The organism is Bradyrhizobium sp. 41S5 (genome assembly GCF_011516665.3).
Lineage (GTDB): Bacteria > Pseudomonadota > Alphaproteobacteria > Rhizobiales > Xanthobacteraceae > Bradyrhizobium > Bradyrhizobium quebecense.
On sequence record NZ_CP083721.1, the window covers coordinates 327,730 to 343,560 of the forward strand.

Below are 15,831 nucleotides of genomic sequence, written 5' to 3' on the forward strand. Positions count from 1 at the left end.
CGCGCGTCCGCCACCAATTGGCAACGCACGACGGATGGGCAATCGCGCGACCTCAGGTCGAGATGTTGGTCAATCCGGTTGATTGCGACAGAGTAGCCTCCTAGAGCTTCGGTTCTGATTGAATTAGAACCGAAGCTCTAGCTAGATTCTTATTTTGACGCGTTTTCTTCACGCGAACCGGCGTCCACTTCGCTCGAAAGCGCTCTAAGCGACTTTCGCTCTCTTCCACCGGTAGTGCTTCATCATGAAGCCCGTGACCGGATTGATCGCTTCTTTCTCGAACACAAATCCTTCGCGCTCGTACCAGCGCCAGGCTTTCTCGTTCTCGCTGACGCATTTCAGCCAGATCTCGTCGGGCATTTGCTGGCGCGTGAAGGCGAGCAGCTCGCGTCCCAGGCTGCGGCCCTGATAGGCGGATGCGACCATCAGCTGGTCGAGCAGCAAGGTTGGCCGATGCAGCGCCAGCATGGCAGCGATGGCGCCGCGATCGTCGGCGACAAACAGGCTCCAGCCGCCAGCGACCTCGCGTGGCAGACGAGCGCGCAAATCGCTCAGCAGACGCTCGCTTGCTTGCGAGAGCCCGGTCGAAACCCAGCTGTCCATCCAGGCGCGCGCGATCTCGTCATACTCGTCGGGGCGGCCCGGGCGGATGGTCGGCAGCGTCATCATCGATTGCTCTGGCCGCGGATGTCGAGACAAGAAAGCCCGCGAGCATCTCGCGGAGCTCCCAAATCTAGCGCAGCCGTTCGCCGCCAGCGAGTCTGACCAGCTCATACCCCGAGCGTGCCGGCCTTCGCTGCCGCATGGCGCTTGGCCACGGTCCTTCCAGAATCCCGCATTGTCCCGGGAGGGCGCCGGGCGCTCAGGCATAGCACCAAACAAAAAGGGCGGCCTTTCGGCCGCCCTTGGTCGTTTCATTTCAAACAGGCTTACTCGCCGGCAGCTTCGCGCGGCGCCGCAGCCGGCGCGTCGGTCTTCTGCTTGGCCTCGAGGTCCTCGCCGGTCTCCTGGTCGACCGCCTTCATCGACAGGCGGGTCTTGCCGCGATCGTCGAAGCCGAGCAGCTTGACCTTGACCTTGTCGCCTTCCTTGACGACGTCGGAGGTCTTCTGCACGCGGCTGGCCGCGAGCTGGCTGATGTGGACGAGGCCGTCCTTGGCGCCGAAGAAGTTCACGAACGCGCCGAACTCCATCACCTTGACGACGGTGCCCTCGTAGATCTGGCCGATCTCCGGATCGGAGGCGATCGACTTGATCCATTTGATCGCAGCCTTCATCGCCTCGCCGTCGTTGGAGGCGACCTTCACGGTGCCGTCGTCCTCGATGTTGACCTTGGCGCCGGTCTTCTCGACGATCTCGCGGATCACCTTGCCGCCGGTGCCGATCACTTCGCGGATCTTGTCGGTGGCGATCTTGAAGGTCTCGATGCGCGGTGCATATTCGCCGAGCTCGGCGCGCGCGGCGGTCAGGGCCTTGGACATTTCACCCAGGATGTGGATGCGTCCTTCCTTGGCCTGGCCGAGCGCCACCTTCATGATCTCCTCGGTGATGCCCTCGATCTTGATGTCCATCTGGAGCGAGGTTATGCCCTGGTCGGTGCCGGCGACCTTGAAGTCCATGTCGCCGAGATGGTCCTCGTCGCCGAGGATGTCCGACAGCACCGCGAAGCGCTGACCTTCGAGGATCAGTCCCATGGCGATACCGGCGGTCGGCCGCTTCAGCGGCACGCCGGCGTCCATCAGCGACAGCGAGGCGCCGCAGACCGAAGCCATCGAGGACGAGCCGTTCGACTCGGTGATCTCGGAGACCACGCGGATCGTGTACGGGAACTCGTGATGTGGCGGCAGCACCGGATGGATCGCGCGCCAGGCGAGCTTGCCGTGGCCGATCTCGCGGCGCTTGGTGCCGCCGAGGCGACCGGTTTCACCGACCGAGTAGGGCGGGAAGTTGTAGTGCAGCAGGAACGTTTCCTTGTACGTCCCCGACAGCGCGTCGATGTACTGCTCGTCCTCGCCGGTGCCGAGCGTGGTCACCACAATCGCCTGGGTCTCACCGCGGGTGAACAGCGCCGAGCCGTGGGCGCGCGGCAGCACGCCGGCCTCGGCGATGATGTTGCGCACGGTCTTGGCGTCACGGCCGTCGATGCGCTTGCCGGTGTCGAGGATGTTCCAGCGGACGATCTTGGCTTCCAGTTCCTTGAACACGCCGGCGACGCGGAGCTTGTCGTATTTCGGCTCCTGGCCTTCCGGGAAGAAGTGCGCCAGCACCCTTTCCTTGACGGCGCCGACCGCGGCATAGCGTTCCTGCTTGACCGGGATCGCGTAGGCCTTGCGGAGATCCTGCTCGGCGATGCCGAGCATCTCCTTCTCGATCTCCGAATTGTCGATCGTGGTGACTTCGCGCGGCTCCTTGGCGGCCTTCTCGGCGAGCTCGATGATCGCGTTGATGACCGGCTGGAAGTGGCGGTGGCCGAACATGACCGCGCCGAGCATCACGTCTTCGTTGAGCTCCTTGGCTTCCGATTCGACCATCAGCACGGCGTCGGCGGTGCCGGCGACGACGAGGTCGAGTTGGGTCTCGGTCATCTCGTCGAGCGTCGGGTTGAGCACGTATTCGTCATTGGCGAAGCCGACGCGCGCGGCGCCGATCGGGCCCTTGAACGGCGCGCCCGACAGCGTCAGGGCTGCGGAGGCGGCGACCAGCGACACGATGTCCGGATCGTTCTCCATGTCGTGCGACAGGACGGTGACGATCACCTGGGTCTCGTTGCGCCAGCCGTCGACGAACAGCGGACGGATCGGGCGGTCGATCAGGCGGGAGACCAGCGTCTCCTTTTCGGTCGGACGGCCCTCACGCTTGAAATAGCCGCCGGGAATGCGGCCCGCGGCGTAGGTCTTCTCCTGGTAGTCGACGGTGAGCGGCAGGAAGTCGACGCCTTCGCGCGGCGTCTTCGCCGCGACGACGGTGGCAAGCACCACGGTCTCGCCGTAGGTGGCCATCACGGCGCCGTCGGCCTGGCGGGCGATCTTGCCGGTTTCAAGTTTGAGGGGACGTCCACCCCAGTCGATCTCGACGGAATGCGAATTGAACATTTGGGTTTTCTTTCATGGTTTCACGAAAGCACGGCGCCCTGAAAGACAAAGACCATGCCAAGACGGCGAGACACTGATGCGCTGCTGCGGTCAGCATCCGGCGATCCTGCCATGGTCCCTGGATTTCGGATGGCGTCCATCCTTTCGGTCGTCTGGGCATCTTGCCCGGTCCAGCGGCCGGATTGCTGCTGGACGCTAGTGTGCATGGCGCGATGGCCATGCTGTTGCGCATGATCATCTTTCGACAATTCGAAAGCCCGAGTTCACGGACGACCATACGAAAACGCGCGCGAACCTCGCGCGCGTGCTTCTCAAATCAACGACGGATGTTGTGCTTTTCGAGCAGCGCCTTGTAGCGCGCCTCGTCCTTGCGCTTGATGTAGTCAAGCAGGGAGCGACGCGTCGACACGAGCTTCAGGAGGCCGCGGCGTGAATGGTTGTCTTTCACATGGCTCTTGAAGTGCTCGGTGAGGTTATTGATGCGTTCCGACAGGATCGCGACCTGAACCTCGGGCGAGCCGGTGTCGCCGGCTTTGTTGGCATTCGTCTTGATGACTTCCGCTTTGCGTTCGGCGGTAATCGACATCGTCAGTTACTTTCGTTGTTGCGAGCCGGACCGGCAGTCAGTCCGTTCAGGTTGAACACGCGCTTGGGGATGAGTTCGCCATTGCCAATTTCGGCAAGCGCGAGAAGCCGGCCTGCCACCGTGACATAGACTGTGCCGCTGGTATTGGGCGCATCCCGTCCGCGCAACAAAACGGCCTGGCCCCGATGGAGCCTTGCCGCATCAGCCCGTGTGACGGCCAGTGCCGGGATGTCGTCCAGCGCGGTCTCAACGGGCAAAAGCGCGTCGGCGAGGCTGCCCTCGCCAGACGCGGCTCTATTGCATAAAGCCTCCAACTGTTCCAGCGGAATCATGTCCCGCTCGGTAAACGGACCGACCAGGGTCCGCCGCAGGGCGCAGATATGGCCGAAACAGCCCAGAATCCGGCCCATATCGCGGGCCAGGGCCCGGACATAGGTTCCCTTGCCGCACTCCGCCTCGAACACGGATTGTCCGTTATCTCCGTGTTCTACAAGGGTTAATTCGTGAATCTCGACCGGGCGGGGCTTCAGTTCCACGGTCTCGCCATCGCGTGCCAGATCATAGGCTCGCTCGCCCTGCACCTTGATGGCCGAATATTGCGGCGGGATCTGCTCGATCACCCCGATGAAGCGCGGCAGCAATTGGCGGATCGAATCGGCGGTCGGCCGGCTCTCGCTGGTCCTGACCGGCCGTCCCTCGGTGTCGTCGGTGTCGCGTTCCTCGCCCCAGCAGACCGTGAAGCGGTAGCGCTTGCGGCCATCCATCACGAACGGCACCGTCTTCGTGGCCTCGCCCAGCGCGATCGGCAGGCCGCCGGAGGCGAGCGGATCGAGCGTGCCGGCATGGCCGGCGCGCTTGGCCTGGAACAGGCGCTTGAGCACGGCGACGGCCTGCGTCGAGGTCATCCCGATCGGCTTGTCGAGCACCACCCAGCCATGGACGTCGCGCTTGTCGCGGCGCGGCTGCTGGTTCTGCTTGCCCTGCTTCTGGCGCGGGTCGTTGTTGGTGCGGCGCGCATCGTCGGTGCGCGGCCCGGCAAAAGCATCCCGCTCAGCGTCGCGCGCGTCGGCATCCTTCGCGTCGATCACGCTGTTGGTCGTCATCACAGTCATCACTCGTCGTCCGAATCGGGTGCAAGGTCTCGCTGCACCGCAGGTGTCCGCAGTAGTTTCTCGATGCGCTCCGCCTCGTCGAATCGTTCATCGACGCGGAAGCGAATGTCGGGTGCAAATTTCAGGTTGACGCGATGCGCGATCTCGCCGCGAAGGAACTTCTTGTTGCGCTCGAGCGCGGCGATCACCGCGTCGGTGTCGCGTCCGCCGAGCGGCATCACGTAGACCGTGGCGAGCTTCAGGTCCGGCGACATACGCACCTCGGGAACGGTGATGATGTGGCCTTCCAGATCGGGATCGTGGACCTCACCCTGCGACAGAATCTCGGCAACTGCATGGCGAACCGTTTCGCCGACGCGTAGCTGACGTTGCGATCCGCCGGGGCTGGAACTCTTCTTTTGACGGGACATGACCTTCTTCCAAAACCGTCGCGCCCGCCGGCCTTGGCCGCGGGCATCAATGTCTAGCTTTGCTTTCAATCGGACGATGCGCTGGTGGCCGGACTAAAGTCCGGCCACGTCGTCGCATTTTCAGTTAAATGGACCCAGACGCTTAGTAAGACCTGCGCTTCGTAAGATTTGGACTTACAGAGAGCGCTGGATCGTCTCGATGCGGTAACATTCGATCACGTCGCCGACACGCATGTCGCCGTAGTTCTCGAATGCCATGCCACACTCCTGGCCGGCGACCACTTCCTTCACTTCATCCTTGAAGCGCTTCAGCGTCGACAGCTTGCCTTCGTGCACCACGACGTTGTCGCGGATCAGGCGAACATTGGCGCCGCGTTCCACGGTGCCGTCGGTGACGCGGCAACCCGCGACCTTGCCGACCTTGGAAATGTTGAACACTTCCAGGATCTGCGCGTTGCCCAGCATGGTTTCGCGCAGCGTGGGTGCGAGCAGGCCGGACATCGCCTTTTTGATGTCATCCACGAGGTCGTAGATGATGTTGTAGTAGCGGATCTCGATGCCGTTGCGCTTGGCTGCGGCCGCCGCTTCCTTGTTGGCGCGGACCGAGAAGCCGATGATCGCGGCGTTGAAGCCTTCCGCCAGCGTGACGTCCGACTCCGAGATGCCGCCGACGCCGGCATGCAGGATGCGGGCGGCGACTTCGTCGGTGCCGAGTTTCTCGAGCGAGCCCAGGATCGCTTCCAGCGAGCCCTGCACGTCGGCCTTGACGATCAGCGGGAACTCCTTGCGGCCCGCGGTCTTGAGCTGCGACATCATCTGCTCGAGCGAGCCGCGCATGCCGGAGATCGAGGCAGCCGCGTTCTCGCGCTTCTGGTGCGCGCGGTAGCTCGTGACTTGGCGGGCGCGGGCTTCGTTCTCTACGACAGCGAGACGGTCGCCGGCTTCCGGCGGACCGTTGAAGCCGAGCACCTCGACCGGCACGGACGGGCCGGCCTCGTCGAGATTCTCGCCCTGGTCGGAGATCAACGCGCGGACGCGGCCCATCTCGGCGCCGGCCACGATGATGTCGCCGATCCGCAGCGTGCCGCGCTGCACCAGCACGGTCGCGACCGGACCGCGGCCGCGATCGAGCTTGGCTTCGATCACGGTGCCTTCCGCCGGACGCTGCGAATTGGTCTTCAGGTCGAGGATTTCGGCCTGCAGCGCGATCATCTCGAGCAGCCGGTCCAGATTGGTCTTGTTCTTGGCCGAGACCTCGACGTCGACGACGTCGCCGCCGAGCGATTCGACCTGCACCTCGTACTGCAGCAATTCGGTGCGCACGCGCTCCGGCCGCGCATCGGGCTTGTCGATCTTGTTGATCGCCACGATCATCGGCACCTTGGCCGCCTTGGCGTGGTTGATCGCTTCGATCGTCTGCGGCATCACGCCGTCATCGGCCGCGACCACCAGCACGACGATGTCGGTGACCTTGGCGCCACGGGCGCGCATCGCGGTGAACGCGGCGTGGCCGGGCGTATCGATGAAGGTGATCTTCTTGCCGCTTTCCGGCGAAGTCACCTGATAGGCACCGATGTGCTGGGTGATACCGCCGGCTTCGCCCGACACCACGTTGGCGTGCCGCAGCGCGTCGAGCAGCGAGGTCTTGCCGTGGTCGACGTGGCCCATGACGGTGACCACTGGCGAACGCGGCTCGGTGTCGGTGGAATCGTCGACAACGTCGAACAGGCCTTCCTCAACGTCGGACGCGGCGACGCGCTTGACGCTGTGGCCGAGTTCTTCGGCGATCAGTTGCGCGGTGTCGGCATCGATCACGTCGGTGATCTTGTGCATCGCGCCCTGCTTCATCAGCATGCGAATGACATCGACCGCGCGCTCCGACATGCGGTTCGCGAGTTCCTGGATCGTGATCGCTTCCGGAATGACCACTTCGCGGATCAGCTTTTCCTTCTGCTCGTTCGCGGCGTGACCCTTCAGGCGCTGGGTACGGCGGCGGAACGAGGCGATCGAGCGCTCGCGCACGTCGTCGGCGTTGAGCGCCGTGACGACGGTGAGGCGTCCGCGCTGCTTCTGCGGGCCGGGCTTCTGGGTGGTCTTCGGGGCCGCGACGGGACGCACGGCGCCGCCGGGACGGCGCACCAGGCGCGGACCCTCGTCTTCGTCCGCCGCCTCTGCGGCAACCCCCGGGGGCCTCGGCGCGATGACCGGCGTGCGCGCAGGCGTCGTGGTCGTGGTGCGGGCTGCTGGCGCCCGGGCTGCCGGAGCAGACGCGGGTGCGGCTGTGGCTGGCCTAGCCGGTGCAGCGGCGGGCGCCGCGCCGGGCTTGGCTTCGCCCTCGCCGAAGCGGCGCTTGGCCTCGACCTCGGCCTTGCGCTTGGCCTCTTCCTCGTGGCGGTGGCGTTCCTCTTCCGCCTTGCGGCGGGCCTCGGCGGCCTCGCGCTCGACCTTCTCCGCAGCCTCGCGGACGGCGCGGCGCTTGGCTTCCTCTTCGGCCTGGCGGCGCTCCTCGATGTCGCGCTGACGGGCGTCGGCAAGCGCGCTGGCGCGCGCGGAACGCTCGTCTTCAGTCAGGGTCGGCAGCACCACGCCGGAGCGGGTGTTGCGCTGTTGCTGGCCCGAGGACGGGCCTCCGGGGCGGCCTTGCTGCGGCCTCGGGGCGGGTGCCACCGGCTTTGCAACCACGGGTTCCGGCGCATGCGCCTCGCCGGGGCCCTCGCCACCGAGGCGACGCTTGCCGCGTTTCTCGACCACGACCTGCTTGGTCCGGCCGTGGCTGAAGCTCTGGCGCACGGTGCCCGTCTCGACGCGCGGCTTCAGCGACAACGTCTTGCTCGGGACACTCAGAGTCTTGTCGCCAGGGGTCTTGGTATCAACCATTCAGCAGTCCTAATCTCGTTTCGCTGTGCGTATGCCGCACAAATCCTTCAACTGTCGTCGTTTGCTGAGCATGATCCGGTCGGAAAGACGGCATCCGCCTTCCTGGATCAGGCTCTGGAATTTCTGGCCGCTTCGGCGGTCTTGTCGTCGTCGGCCATCCGGTATCGGACCAGCAACTGGCAGCGCGACAGGAACGTCTTGCTCGCCGGGCCCGCGAGCAGCGCAGCATGTATCACATTTGACCGCCCAAGTGCCAAATCCAATTCTTCCGACGTCAAAACATTGACGGCGGCAATTACCGGCGATTCACCACGTTTTTCGCCCCTTTGCCTGACGATCGCGTCCAATTTGCGGATTCCGTCCGCCGCGCCGTCCGAAGCGTGGATCAGGGCTGCAGTTTCGTCCCGGTTGAGTGCGTCCTCGACCTTGCCGAAGCCCGCGACGACCTGACCGGCCTTGGCGGCCATCGCCAGGGCCTCGGTGACGCTGCGGACCAGGAGGGCGTCGGTGTCGGCGGGAAGGGTCGGCGCGACGCGGACATCGCGCTTGAATCCCTTGCTAAATTGGTGACGACGGACCGCTTCCGCAACGCTGCGCCGCGATGCGGAAACCCACATTCCGCGGCCCGGCAGCTTGCGCTTGAGATCCGGGATCACCTCGCCCGTGGGCGCGATGACGAACCGGATCAGTTCGTCGATCGGACGCACCTCCCGGCTGACCGCGCACATCCGCGTGGTCGCGGACTTCTGCGTCCGCGGCCCATCGTCGAGATCGGGGTCAGCCTGAGCGAGCATCCGTGGTGCATCTCCTTACGACGCCGCTTCTGCTTCGGCGGCCTCGGCCTCCTCAGCAGGCTTGGCAAGGTCGGCCTCGGTGATCCAGCCGGCCTTCAGACGGGCCTGCATGATCATGGCCTCGGCCTCGTCGCGCGAGACCTCGATGCCATCGAGGAACCCGGCATGCTTGGTCGGCTCGCCGCCTTCCTTGCGCTCGGTCCAGCCGACCAGGTCGTCGGTGGCGCAGCCGGCCAGATCCTCGACGGTCTTTACGTCGTTCTCGCCGAGCTTCACCAGCATCTTGCCGGTGACGCCGGGCACGTCCTTCATGGCGTCCTCGACGCCGAGTTCCTTGCGCTTGGCCTCGAGTTCAGCCTCAAGCTGCTCCAGATATTCGCGGGCGCGGGTCTGCAGCTCGGTGGCGGTCTCCTCGTCGAAACCTTCGATGCCGGCGAGTTCCTTGACGTCGACCAGCGCGAGTTCCTCGACCGAGGTGAAGCCCTCGGAGGCGAGCAGCTGGCCGACCACCTCGTCGACATTGAGCGCTTCCATGAACACGCGGGTCGAGTTCTCGAAGTCGGCCTGGCGGCGCTCCGACTCTTCCTGCTCGGTCAGGATGTCGATGTCCCAGCCGGTCAGCTGCGAGGCGAGGCGGACATTCTGGCCGCGGCGGCCGATCGCCAGCGAGAGCTGGTTGTTGGTGTCGGGAACCACGACCTCGATGCGCTCGCGGTCTTCGTCGATCACGACCTTGGCGACTTCAGCTGGCGCCAGCGCGTTGACGACGAAGGTCGCGATGTCGGGCGACCACGGAATGATGTCGATCTTCTCGCCCTGCAGCTCGTTCACCACGGCCTGCACGCGCGAACCGCGCATACCAACGCAGGCGCCGACCGGATCGACCGAGGAATCGCGCGAGATCACGCCGATCTTGGCGCGCGAGCCCGGATCGCGGGCGACCGCCTTGATCTCGACGATGCCGTCGTAGATCTCGGGCACTTCCTGCGCGAACAGCTTCGCCATGAACTGCGGATGGGTGCGCGACAGGAAGATCTGCGGACCGCGCGTCTCGCGGCGGACATCGAAGATATAGGCCCGGACGCGGTCGCCGTTGCGGAACACTTCGCGCGGCAGCATCTCGTCGCGGCGCACGATCGCTTCGCCACGGCCGAGGTCGACGATCACGCTGCCATATTCGACGCGCTTGACGATGCCGTTGACGATGTCGCCGATGCGGTCCTTGAATTCCTGGTACTGCCGGTCACGCTCGGCCTCGCGCACCTTCTGCACGATCACCTGCTTGGCGGATTGCGCGGCGATGCGGCCATATTCCAGCGGCGGCAGCGTGTCGGCGATGGTGTCGCCGACCTGGGCGCCCGGATTGGCGCGCTGCGCGTCGTGCAGCGAAATCTGGTTCGACGAGTTCTCGACGACATCGACCACCAGCATGTGGCGGGTCAATCGCAATTCGCCCTTCTTGGCGTCGATCTCGGCATGGACGTCGGTCTCGCTGCCGTAGCGGGCACGCGCCGCCTTGGCGATGGCGTCTTCCATCGCCGCGATCACGATGGAGCGGTCGATCGACTTTTCGCGCGCAACTGCGTCTGCGATCTGCAGCAGTTCGAGTTTGTTGGCGCTGACTGCCATGGCTTAGTCTCCTTCGAATGGATCGATCTCGCCACGGCGCGCGCGCTCGGCGGCCAGGCGGTGCTTTTTGGTGTTGGTCGGCGCCGGCTTGGTGCCGGGCTTGTGAGCAGGCTTGGGTTTCGGCTTATGACTCTTCGCAGGATCGCTCTTCTTCGCGTGGGCCGCCTGCGGCGGCGCGAGGCCGAGCTCGCGGCGCAGCTCGCGCTCGGCGGCCTTGCCGCGGCGCATCGATTCTTCGATCAGCTCGTCGGTCAGCACCAGCCGCGCGTCCGAAATGTCCTCCATCACCAGGAGAACCTCGGCGTCCTCAGCGGGACGCGGATCGTCGCGCTTGATGCGCACCGCATTGCCTTCGACGCCGGCGAGCAGGCCGCGGAACCGCTTGCGGCCCTGATGTGCCACCGCCATCTCGATCTTCACCAGATGCCCGGTGTAGCGCTCGAAGTCGGAGCGGCGCACCAGCGGCCGGTCAATTCCGGGCGACGAGATTTCCAGCCGGTAGGCGCGCTCGATCGGGTCGGCGACGTCGAGCACCGGCGACAGCGCGCGCGAGATCGCCTCGCAATCCTCGAGCTGCATCGAGCCGTCGGGACGCTCCGCCATGATCTGCACGGTGCAGCCGGCGTCGCCCGAGACCTTGATGCGGACCAGGCGATAGCCCATGCCCTGCAGCACCGGGACTGCGACCGCGGCGACGCGCGCCGCGACCCCGGGCTCGACGACAAGCCGCGGCTCGGCGAGCAGTTCGGTGTCCACGGGCGTGGCGGTCGGATCGGTCATATCGAGTGTCAAAGGCTGTCTAAGGTCTAAAGGTTGTCGGAGGTCTGTTGTGTTGTTCAGGTGGCCTTAAGGGGCCGCTAACGCTACCTAAACTGGAACCGGCCTCGCTGGGTCCGTCAGGTAATAAAAAAGAGCGGGTCCCGGGGGGCCCACTCTCCTACGCGATCGTATGAGATACCATAAGTTGCGGTGGATATAGCCCTTTTGCCCGGGTCCGGCAAGGCCTCCGTATCAGGCAGAGGGCGATTTTGCGGGCTCCGGGGTGCAGGTTTGATCTAACCCTCCGTTTACGAACGGGGTCATAGATTGCCGAAAATCGGCAGAAGTCGCCGGTTGGACAAGGCTCATGACGACAGCCCCCGCGCTGATCCCGGAACTCGACGACATCGTTCGCCGCGGCGACCCCAAGCGCCGCGCCGAGGCCGCGCGGCGGCTCGGCGAGCTGTTCCTGCAGGGCGCTGCGAGCTTTCGTCCCGACCATATCGACCTGTTCGATGGGGTGCTGACCAGTCTGGTCCCGCATGCCGACCTGGCTGCGCGGATCGATCTCGCCGAACGGCTTGCGCCGCTCGCCAATGCGCCGCGGCATCTGGTCGGGCAATTCGCCCGCGAGGACGAGGTCGCGATCGCGGGGCCGGTGCTGCGCCGATCGCCGGTGATTGACGAAAAGGTGCTGGTCGAGATCGCCAATGCCAAGGGTCAGGGCCATCTGCTGGCGATGGCCGAGCGACCCAAGCTCTCGACTGCGCTGACCGATGTCATCGTCCGTCGCGGCGATCGCGATGTCATCCGATGCGCCGCCGGCAATGCGGGCGCGGCATTCTCGGACGCGTCCTTCACGACGCTGGTGCGGCGCGCCGGTCAGGATGGCGTGCTAACGCTGCGGATCGGCCGCCGCGACGATCTCCCGCCCGTGCATCTGAAGAGCCTGCTGGCCGGCTCGATCGACGTGATCCGCCGCCGGTTGCACGTCGTCGCCAAGCCGGAACGGCAGGCCGAGATCAAGCTGGCGATGAACGAGATCGAAGGCGTCGTCGCGCAGGTCGAGGGCCGCGATTTCGCTGCCGCGCAGCGCGCGATCCTGGCGCTGCATCGCGCCGGCGAATTGAACGAGGCCGCGGTGGCAGGCTTCGCCAAGGCCTTCAAATATGAGGAATGCGTGGCGGCGCTCGCGGCGATGACCGGCGTGAAGATCGTCACGCTCGATCGCCTGATCTCCGGCGATCGCTACGATCCGATCCTGATCGCCAGCAAGACGATCGGGTTCGAGTGGCCGACCGTGCGCGCCCTGATCCTGATGCGGCTCGGGCCGAACCGCGTGCCGTCGCCGGCCGATATCGAAGGCGCGCGGGTGAATTTCGTCCGCCTGATGCCGTCGACCGCGCAGCGTGTCGTCGATTTCTGGAAGTCGCGGTAGCCCGAGGGTCGGGCTAACTCTCTCCCTGTCATTGCGAGGAGCGAAGCGACGAAGCAATCCATGCCACAACAAACGGTAGAATGGATTGCTTCGCTTCGCTCGCAATGACGAGGCTAAGCGGCAGTGTCGAAAATTCCTTCCCAAAAACTGAAACGGCCCGCTATGCTCACATGCAAGGCGCGACACAGCGCCAACGGGGAGATCGCCATGCTGACGGACGCCGACATCCAATCGCACGCCGAGCGGATCCGCGACGACGGATACACCGTGATCGAGCGCGCCGCCTCGCCGGACCTGGTCGAGGGGTTGAAGGACGCGGTGCTGAGAATCGAGAGCGAGCACAATCTCGCACCTGCCAGGACGTCGTTCGAGGGTTTCAACACGCTGCGCATCAACAACCTCCTGACCTATGACGATCTGTTCTGGGAGGTGCCGCTGCATGAGAACGTGCTGCCGGTGGTCGAGCGCGCGTTGGACAGGGAATGCCTGCTGTCGTCGTTCTGCTCGCTAGTGCTCGGTCCCGGCCAGGAGGCGCAGCCGATCCACGAAGACACCCAATTGATCCCGCTGCCGCGGCCGCACATTCCGATCACGATCAATGCGATCTGGGCGCTGTCCGATTTCCGCGACGACAACGGTGCGACGCGGATCATTCCGCGCAGCCACAAGTTCGATTCGTCACCGGAATACGGCAAGGATTATGACGCCGTCACCGCGACCATGCCGGCCGGCAGCGTGATGCTGTTCGACAGCGCGCTGTGGCATGGCGGCGGCGCCAACACCAGCGACGCCAGGCGCTTTGCCTTTTCCTGCGCCTATTGCTGGGGCTGGATGCGGCAGCAGGAGAATCTGCAGCTCGGGATTCCGCGCGAGACCGCGGCCCGCTTTCCGCGCCGCCTGCAGGAATTGTGCGGTTACAGCGTCTACAAGGGCCAGTTCGGCCACATCGACAATCACGATCCGATCGAGCTGCTCGGTCGCGAACGCGGCAAGCGCATGGTCTGGGAAGCCACCGACGTCAGGAAGGCGCGGATGGCGGGGCAGGGATAGCATCTCGTCATTCCGGGTTCGTGCTTCGCGCGCCCCGGAATGACCGCACTACGGCAAGCGCTTGAATCGCAGATACGCAGCCTTACGCCCCTCGCGCTCGGCCTTGGCGCCGTAGCGCGTCATCGTGTAGTTCGGCCACGGCTGCTGCCAGTCGATCGCGCGCTCGGCGAGCCAGGCGAAGTCGGGCGAGCGCAGCAGATGCGCGAGCGTCCAGGCGCAGTAGTCGTCGATATCGCTGACGAAGCGGAATTCGCCGCCCGGCGGCAGCAGCCGGGTCATCGCCGCGACCGTTGCATCCTGCACGAAGCGCCGCTTCCAGTGCCGCCGCTTCGGCCAGGGATCGGGATGAATCAGATCGATGCGCGCCAGCGAGCGCGCTGGCGCCCAGGCCAGCAGCTCCGCTGCGTCGCCGGCGAACAGGCGGATGTTGCCGATATTGTGCGCCTCGATCTGGGTCAGGATCTTGGCCATTCCGTTGACATAGGGCTCGCAGCCGATGAAGCCGGTCGCCGGAAAGGCCTGTGCCTCCGCGATCAGATGCTCGCCGCCGCCGAAGCCGATCTCGAGCCTAACATCCGCGATGCCGTCATCGAACAGTTCGGTCAGCGCCTCGGGCGCGGGCGCCGAGATGTCGAGCGAAAGATGCGGCAGCAGATTGTCGATCAGGTCGGCCTGGTGCGCGCGCAGTTTGTGGCCCTTGCGCCGCCCGAAGAACGAGCCGCGCGAATGGGCCATCGCGCCATCGTCGGAAGATTCGCGATCGCCGCTGTCGTTCGGAGCTGGTGTCATCGCAGCGTCTGGTAGAGACGGTGGAGCAGGCGCGCGCGGGGCTCGATCGACGAGATGTAGAGCTGCTCGTAATGGGTATGCGCGCCCTTGCCGTCGACGCCGAGACCGTCGAGCGTTGCAGTATGCGGTGCGGTGAAATTGCCGTCAGAGCCGCCACCCGTGAACACATCGATCAGCTCGAAGCCGAGTTCGCCTGCAAGCTCCCTGGCGTGTTCGTAGAGCGCGGCGCCGGCATTGCTCTTCTCATAGGGCGGACGATTCAATTCCCCGGTCACCTTCACGCTGACGCCGTCGGTGAGCGAGGTGATCCCGAGGATTTTCGGCACCAGCTCGTCGGCGTCGGCCATGGTCGGCACGCGCATGTCGACTTCGGCGTAGGCCTCTTCGGCGATCACGTTCGGCTTGGTGCCGCCGCGCACCACGCCGACATTGACGGTGACGCCGCGCTTGAGATCGTTCATCGCCTCCAGCGCCAGGATCACATGGCCGAGCTCCCGGATCGCGCTGCGGCCATCCTCGGGGCGCGTGCCGGCATGTGCCGGCGCGCCCTTGATATGCACGTCGAAGCGCGCGACGCCCTTGCGCCCGGTGACGATCTTGCCGCCGTCGCGCGCCGGCTCGGTCACCAGCACGTATTTGGCCTTGCGTCCCTCGGCCTCGATCAGCGCCCGCGAGGTTGGGCTGCCGATTTCCTCGTCCGAGACGTAGAGCTGGGTGATGCCCAGCGGCGGGCGCACGTCATCGGCGCAGATCTGCCGGAATGCGTGATAGGCGAGATAGGCGCCGCCCTTCATGTCGTAGATGCCCGGGCCGAACGCACTGTCGCCTTCGATCTTGAATGGTAACCGTTCGATGAATCCCATCGGATGAACTGTGTCGAGATGGCTCAACACCAGAATGCCCGGTGCGTCCTGCCCCCAGGACGAGCGCGTCACCAGGTGATCGCCGCAGCCGTCGCGTCCGGCAATGCGGTCGACGGTGGCCGGCAGATCGCGATAGCCCGATGCGACGTGATCGGCCAGCTTGTTGACCTGATCCGGCCGCTCCGTTGGAGATTCGATCTCGACCCAGCGGCGAATGCCGTCGAGGATATCAGCGGTTTTGAACGGATTGCTGGCCATGCTGTTGTCGTCGCCTGTGAATTCGCTTTGTCATTCAGCGCACGCGCCAGAGCATGATCCGGAAAGGCGTGAAGTGGTCTTCCGCAAAGATCATGCTCTATCAAGAGCTAAGGCGCGACGACGGTTCGATCGGAACTCGTCACGCCTTAACGCATGCCGGAATGACATATTCCA

General features: G+C 65.0%; 13 protein-coding genes. 2 read left to right on the top strand and 11 right to left on the bottom strand.

Annotation, left to right across the window (positions count from 1 at the left end; genetic code table 11):
• Nucleotides 1–204: 204 nt before the first annotated feature.
• The 9 genes from HAP47_RS01655 to rimP form a co-directional block, all read right to left on the bottom strand.
• Nucleotides 205–666 carry a GNAT family N-acetyltransferase gene (locus HAP47_RS01655; RefSeq protein ID WP_173640705.1) on the bottom strand — a complete coding sequence of 154 codons (462 nt, stop codon included), beginning with the start codon at nt 664–666 and terminating at the stop codon, nt 205–207.
• Between the two features lie 263 nt (nt 667–929).
• Nucleotides 930–3,092 carry a polyribonucleotide nucleotidyltransferase gene (gene pnp, locus HAP47_RS01660; protein ID WP_173639720.1) on the bottom strand — a complete coding sequence of 721 codons (2,163 nt, stop codon included), beginning with the start codon at nt 3,090–3,092 and terminating at the stop codon, nt 930–932.
• Nucleotides 3,093–3,408: 316 nt separating this feature from the next.
• Nucleotides 3,409–3,678 (bottom strand): 30S ribosomal protein S15, encoded by a 270-nt coding sequence (gene rpsO / locus HAP47_RS01665; protein ID WP_016844725.1) that lies wholly within the window; start codon nt 3,676–3,678, stop codon nt 3,409–3,411.
• 2 nt (nt 3,679–3,680) lie between these two features.
• Complete coding sequence (truB, locus tag HAP47_RS01670) at nt 3,681–4,790, bottom strand: tRNA pseudouridine(55) synthase TruB (RefSeq protein WP_173639719.1); 1,110 nt, start codon at nt 4,788–4,790, stop codon at nt 3,681–3,683.
• Nucleotides 4,790–5,200 carry a 30S ribosome-binding factor RbfA gene (gene rbfA, locus HAP47_RS01675; RefSeq protein ID WP_173639718.1) on the bottom strand — a complete coding sequence of 137 codons (411 nt, stop codon included), beginning with the start codon at nt 5,198–5,200 and terminating at the stop codon, nt 4,790–4,792. Before rbfA ends, truB begins: the two co-directional genes overlap by 1 nt.
• Nucleotides 5,201–5,374: 174 nt before the next feature.
• Nucleotides 5,375–8,077, bottom strand: a complete 2,703-nt coding sequence (infB, locus tag HAP47_RS01680) for a translation initiation factor IF-2 (protein WP_176396243.1) — start codon at nt 8,075–8,077, stop codon at nt 5,375–5,377.
• A 107-nt stretch (nt 8,078–8,184) separates the two neighbouring features.
• Nucleotides 8,185–8,871, bottom strand: a complete 687-nt coding sequence (locus HAP47_RS01685; protein WP_173639717.1) for an RNA-binding protein — start codon at nt 8,869–8,871, stop codon at nt 8,185–8,187.
• 15 nt (nt 8,872–8,886) lie between these two features.
• A complete protein-coding gene (gene nusA, locus HAP47_RS01690; RefSeq protein ID WP_173639716.1) occupies nt 8,887–10,500 on the bottom strand; it encodes a transcription termination factor NusA in 1,614 nt (537 codons plus the stop codon).
• A gap of 3 nt (nt 10,501–10,503) precedes the next feature.
• Nucleotides 10,504–11,280 (bottom strand): ribosome maturation factor RimP, encoded by a 777-nt coding sequence (rimP, locus tag HAP47_RS01695; protein WP_173639715.1) that lies wholly within the window; start codon nt 11,278–11,280, stop codon nt 10,504–10,506.
• Between the two features lie 346 nt (nt 11,281–11,626).
• Here rimP and HAP47_RS01700 point away from each other — a divergent pair, with 346 nt between their 5' ends.
• On the top strand, nt 11,627–12,697 hold the full coding sequence (locus HAP47_RS01700; RefSeq protein ID WP_173639714.1) for a DUF2336 domain-containing protein: 1,071 nt from the start codon (nt 11,627–11,629) through the stop codon (nt 12,695–12,697).
• 207 nt (nt 12,698–12,904) lie between these two features.
• The gene (locus HAP47_RS01705; protein WP_173639713.1) at nt 12,905–13,747 is read left to right on the top strand and encodes a phytanoyl-CoA dioxygenase family protein; all 843 of its coding nucleotides are present in this window, start codon (nt 12,905–12,907) and stop codon (nt 13,745–13,747) included.
• 48 nt (nt 13,748–13,795) lie between these two features.
• On the opposite strand, the gene trmB is transcribed toward HAP47_RS01705, so the two are convergent.
• On the bottom strand, nt 13,796–14,536 hold the full coding sequence (gene trmB, locus HAP47_RS01710; protein ID WP_173639712.1) for a tRNA (guanosine(46)-N7)-methyltransferase TrmB: 741 nt from the start codon (nt 14,534–14,536) through the stop codon (nt 13,796–13,798).
• Nucleotides 14,533–15,657, bottom strand: coding sequence for a M20 family metallopeptidase (locus tag HAP47_RS01715; RefSeq protein WP_173639711.1), 1,125 nt, complete (start codon nt 15,655–15,657; stop codon nt 14,533–14,535). The genes trmB and HAP47_RS01715 overlap by 4 nt, the downstream gene beginning before the upstream one ends.
• Nucleotides 15,658–15,831 lie beyond the last annotated feature (174 nt).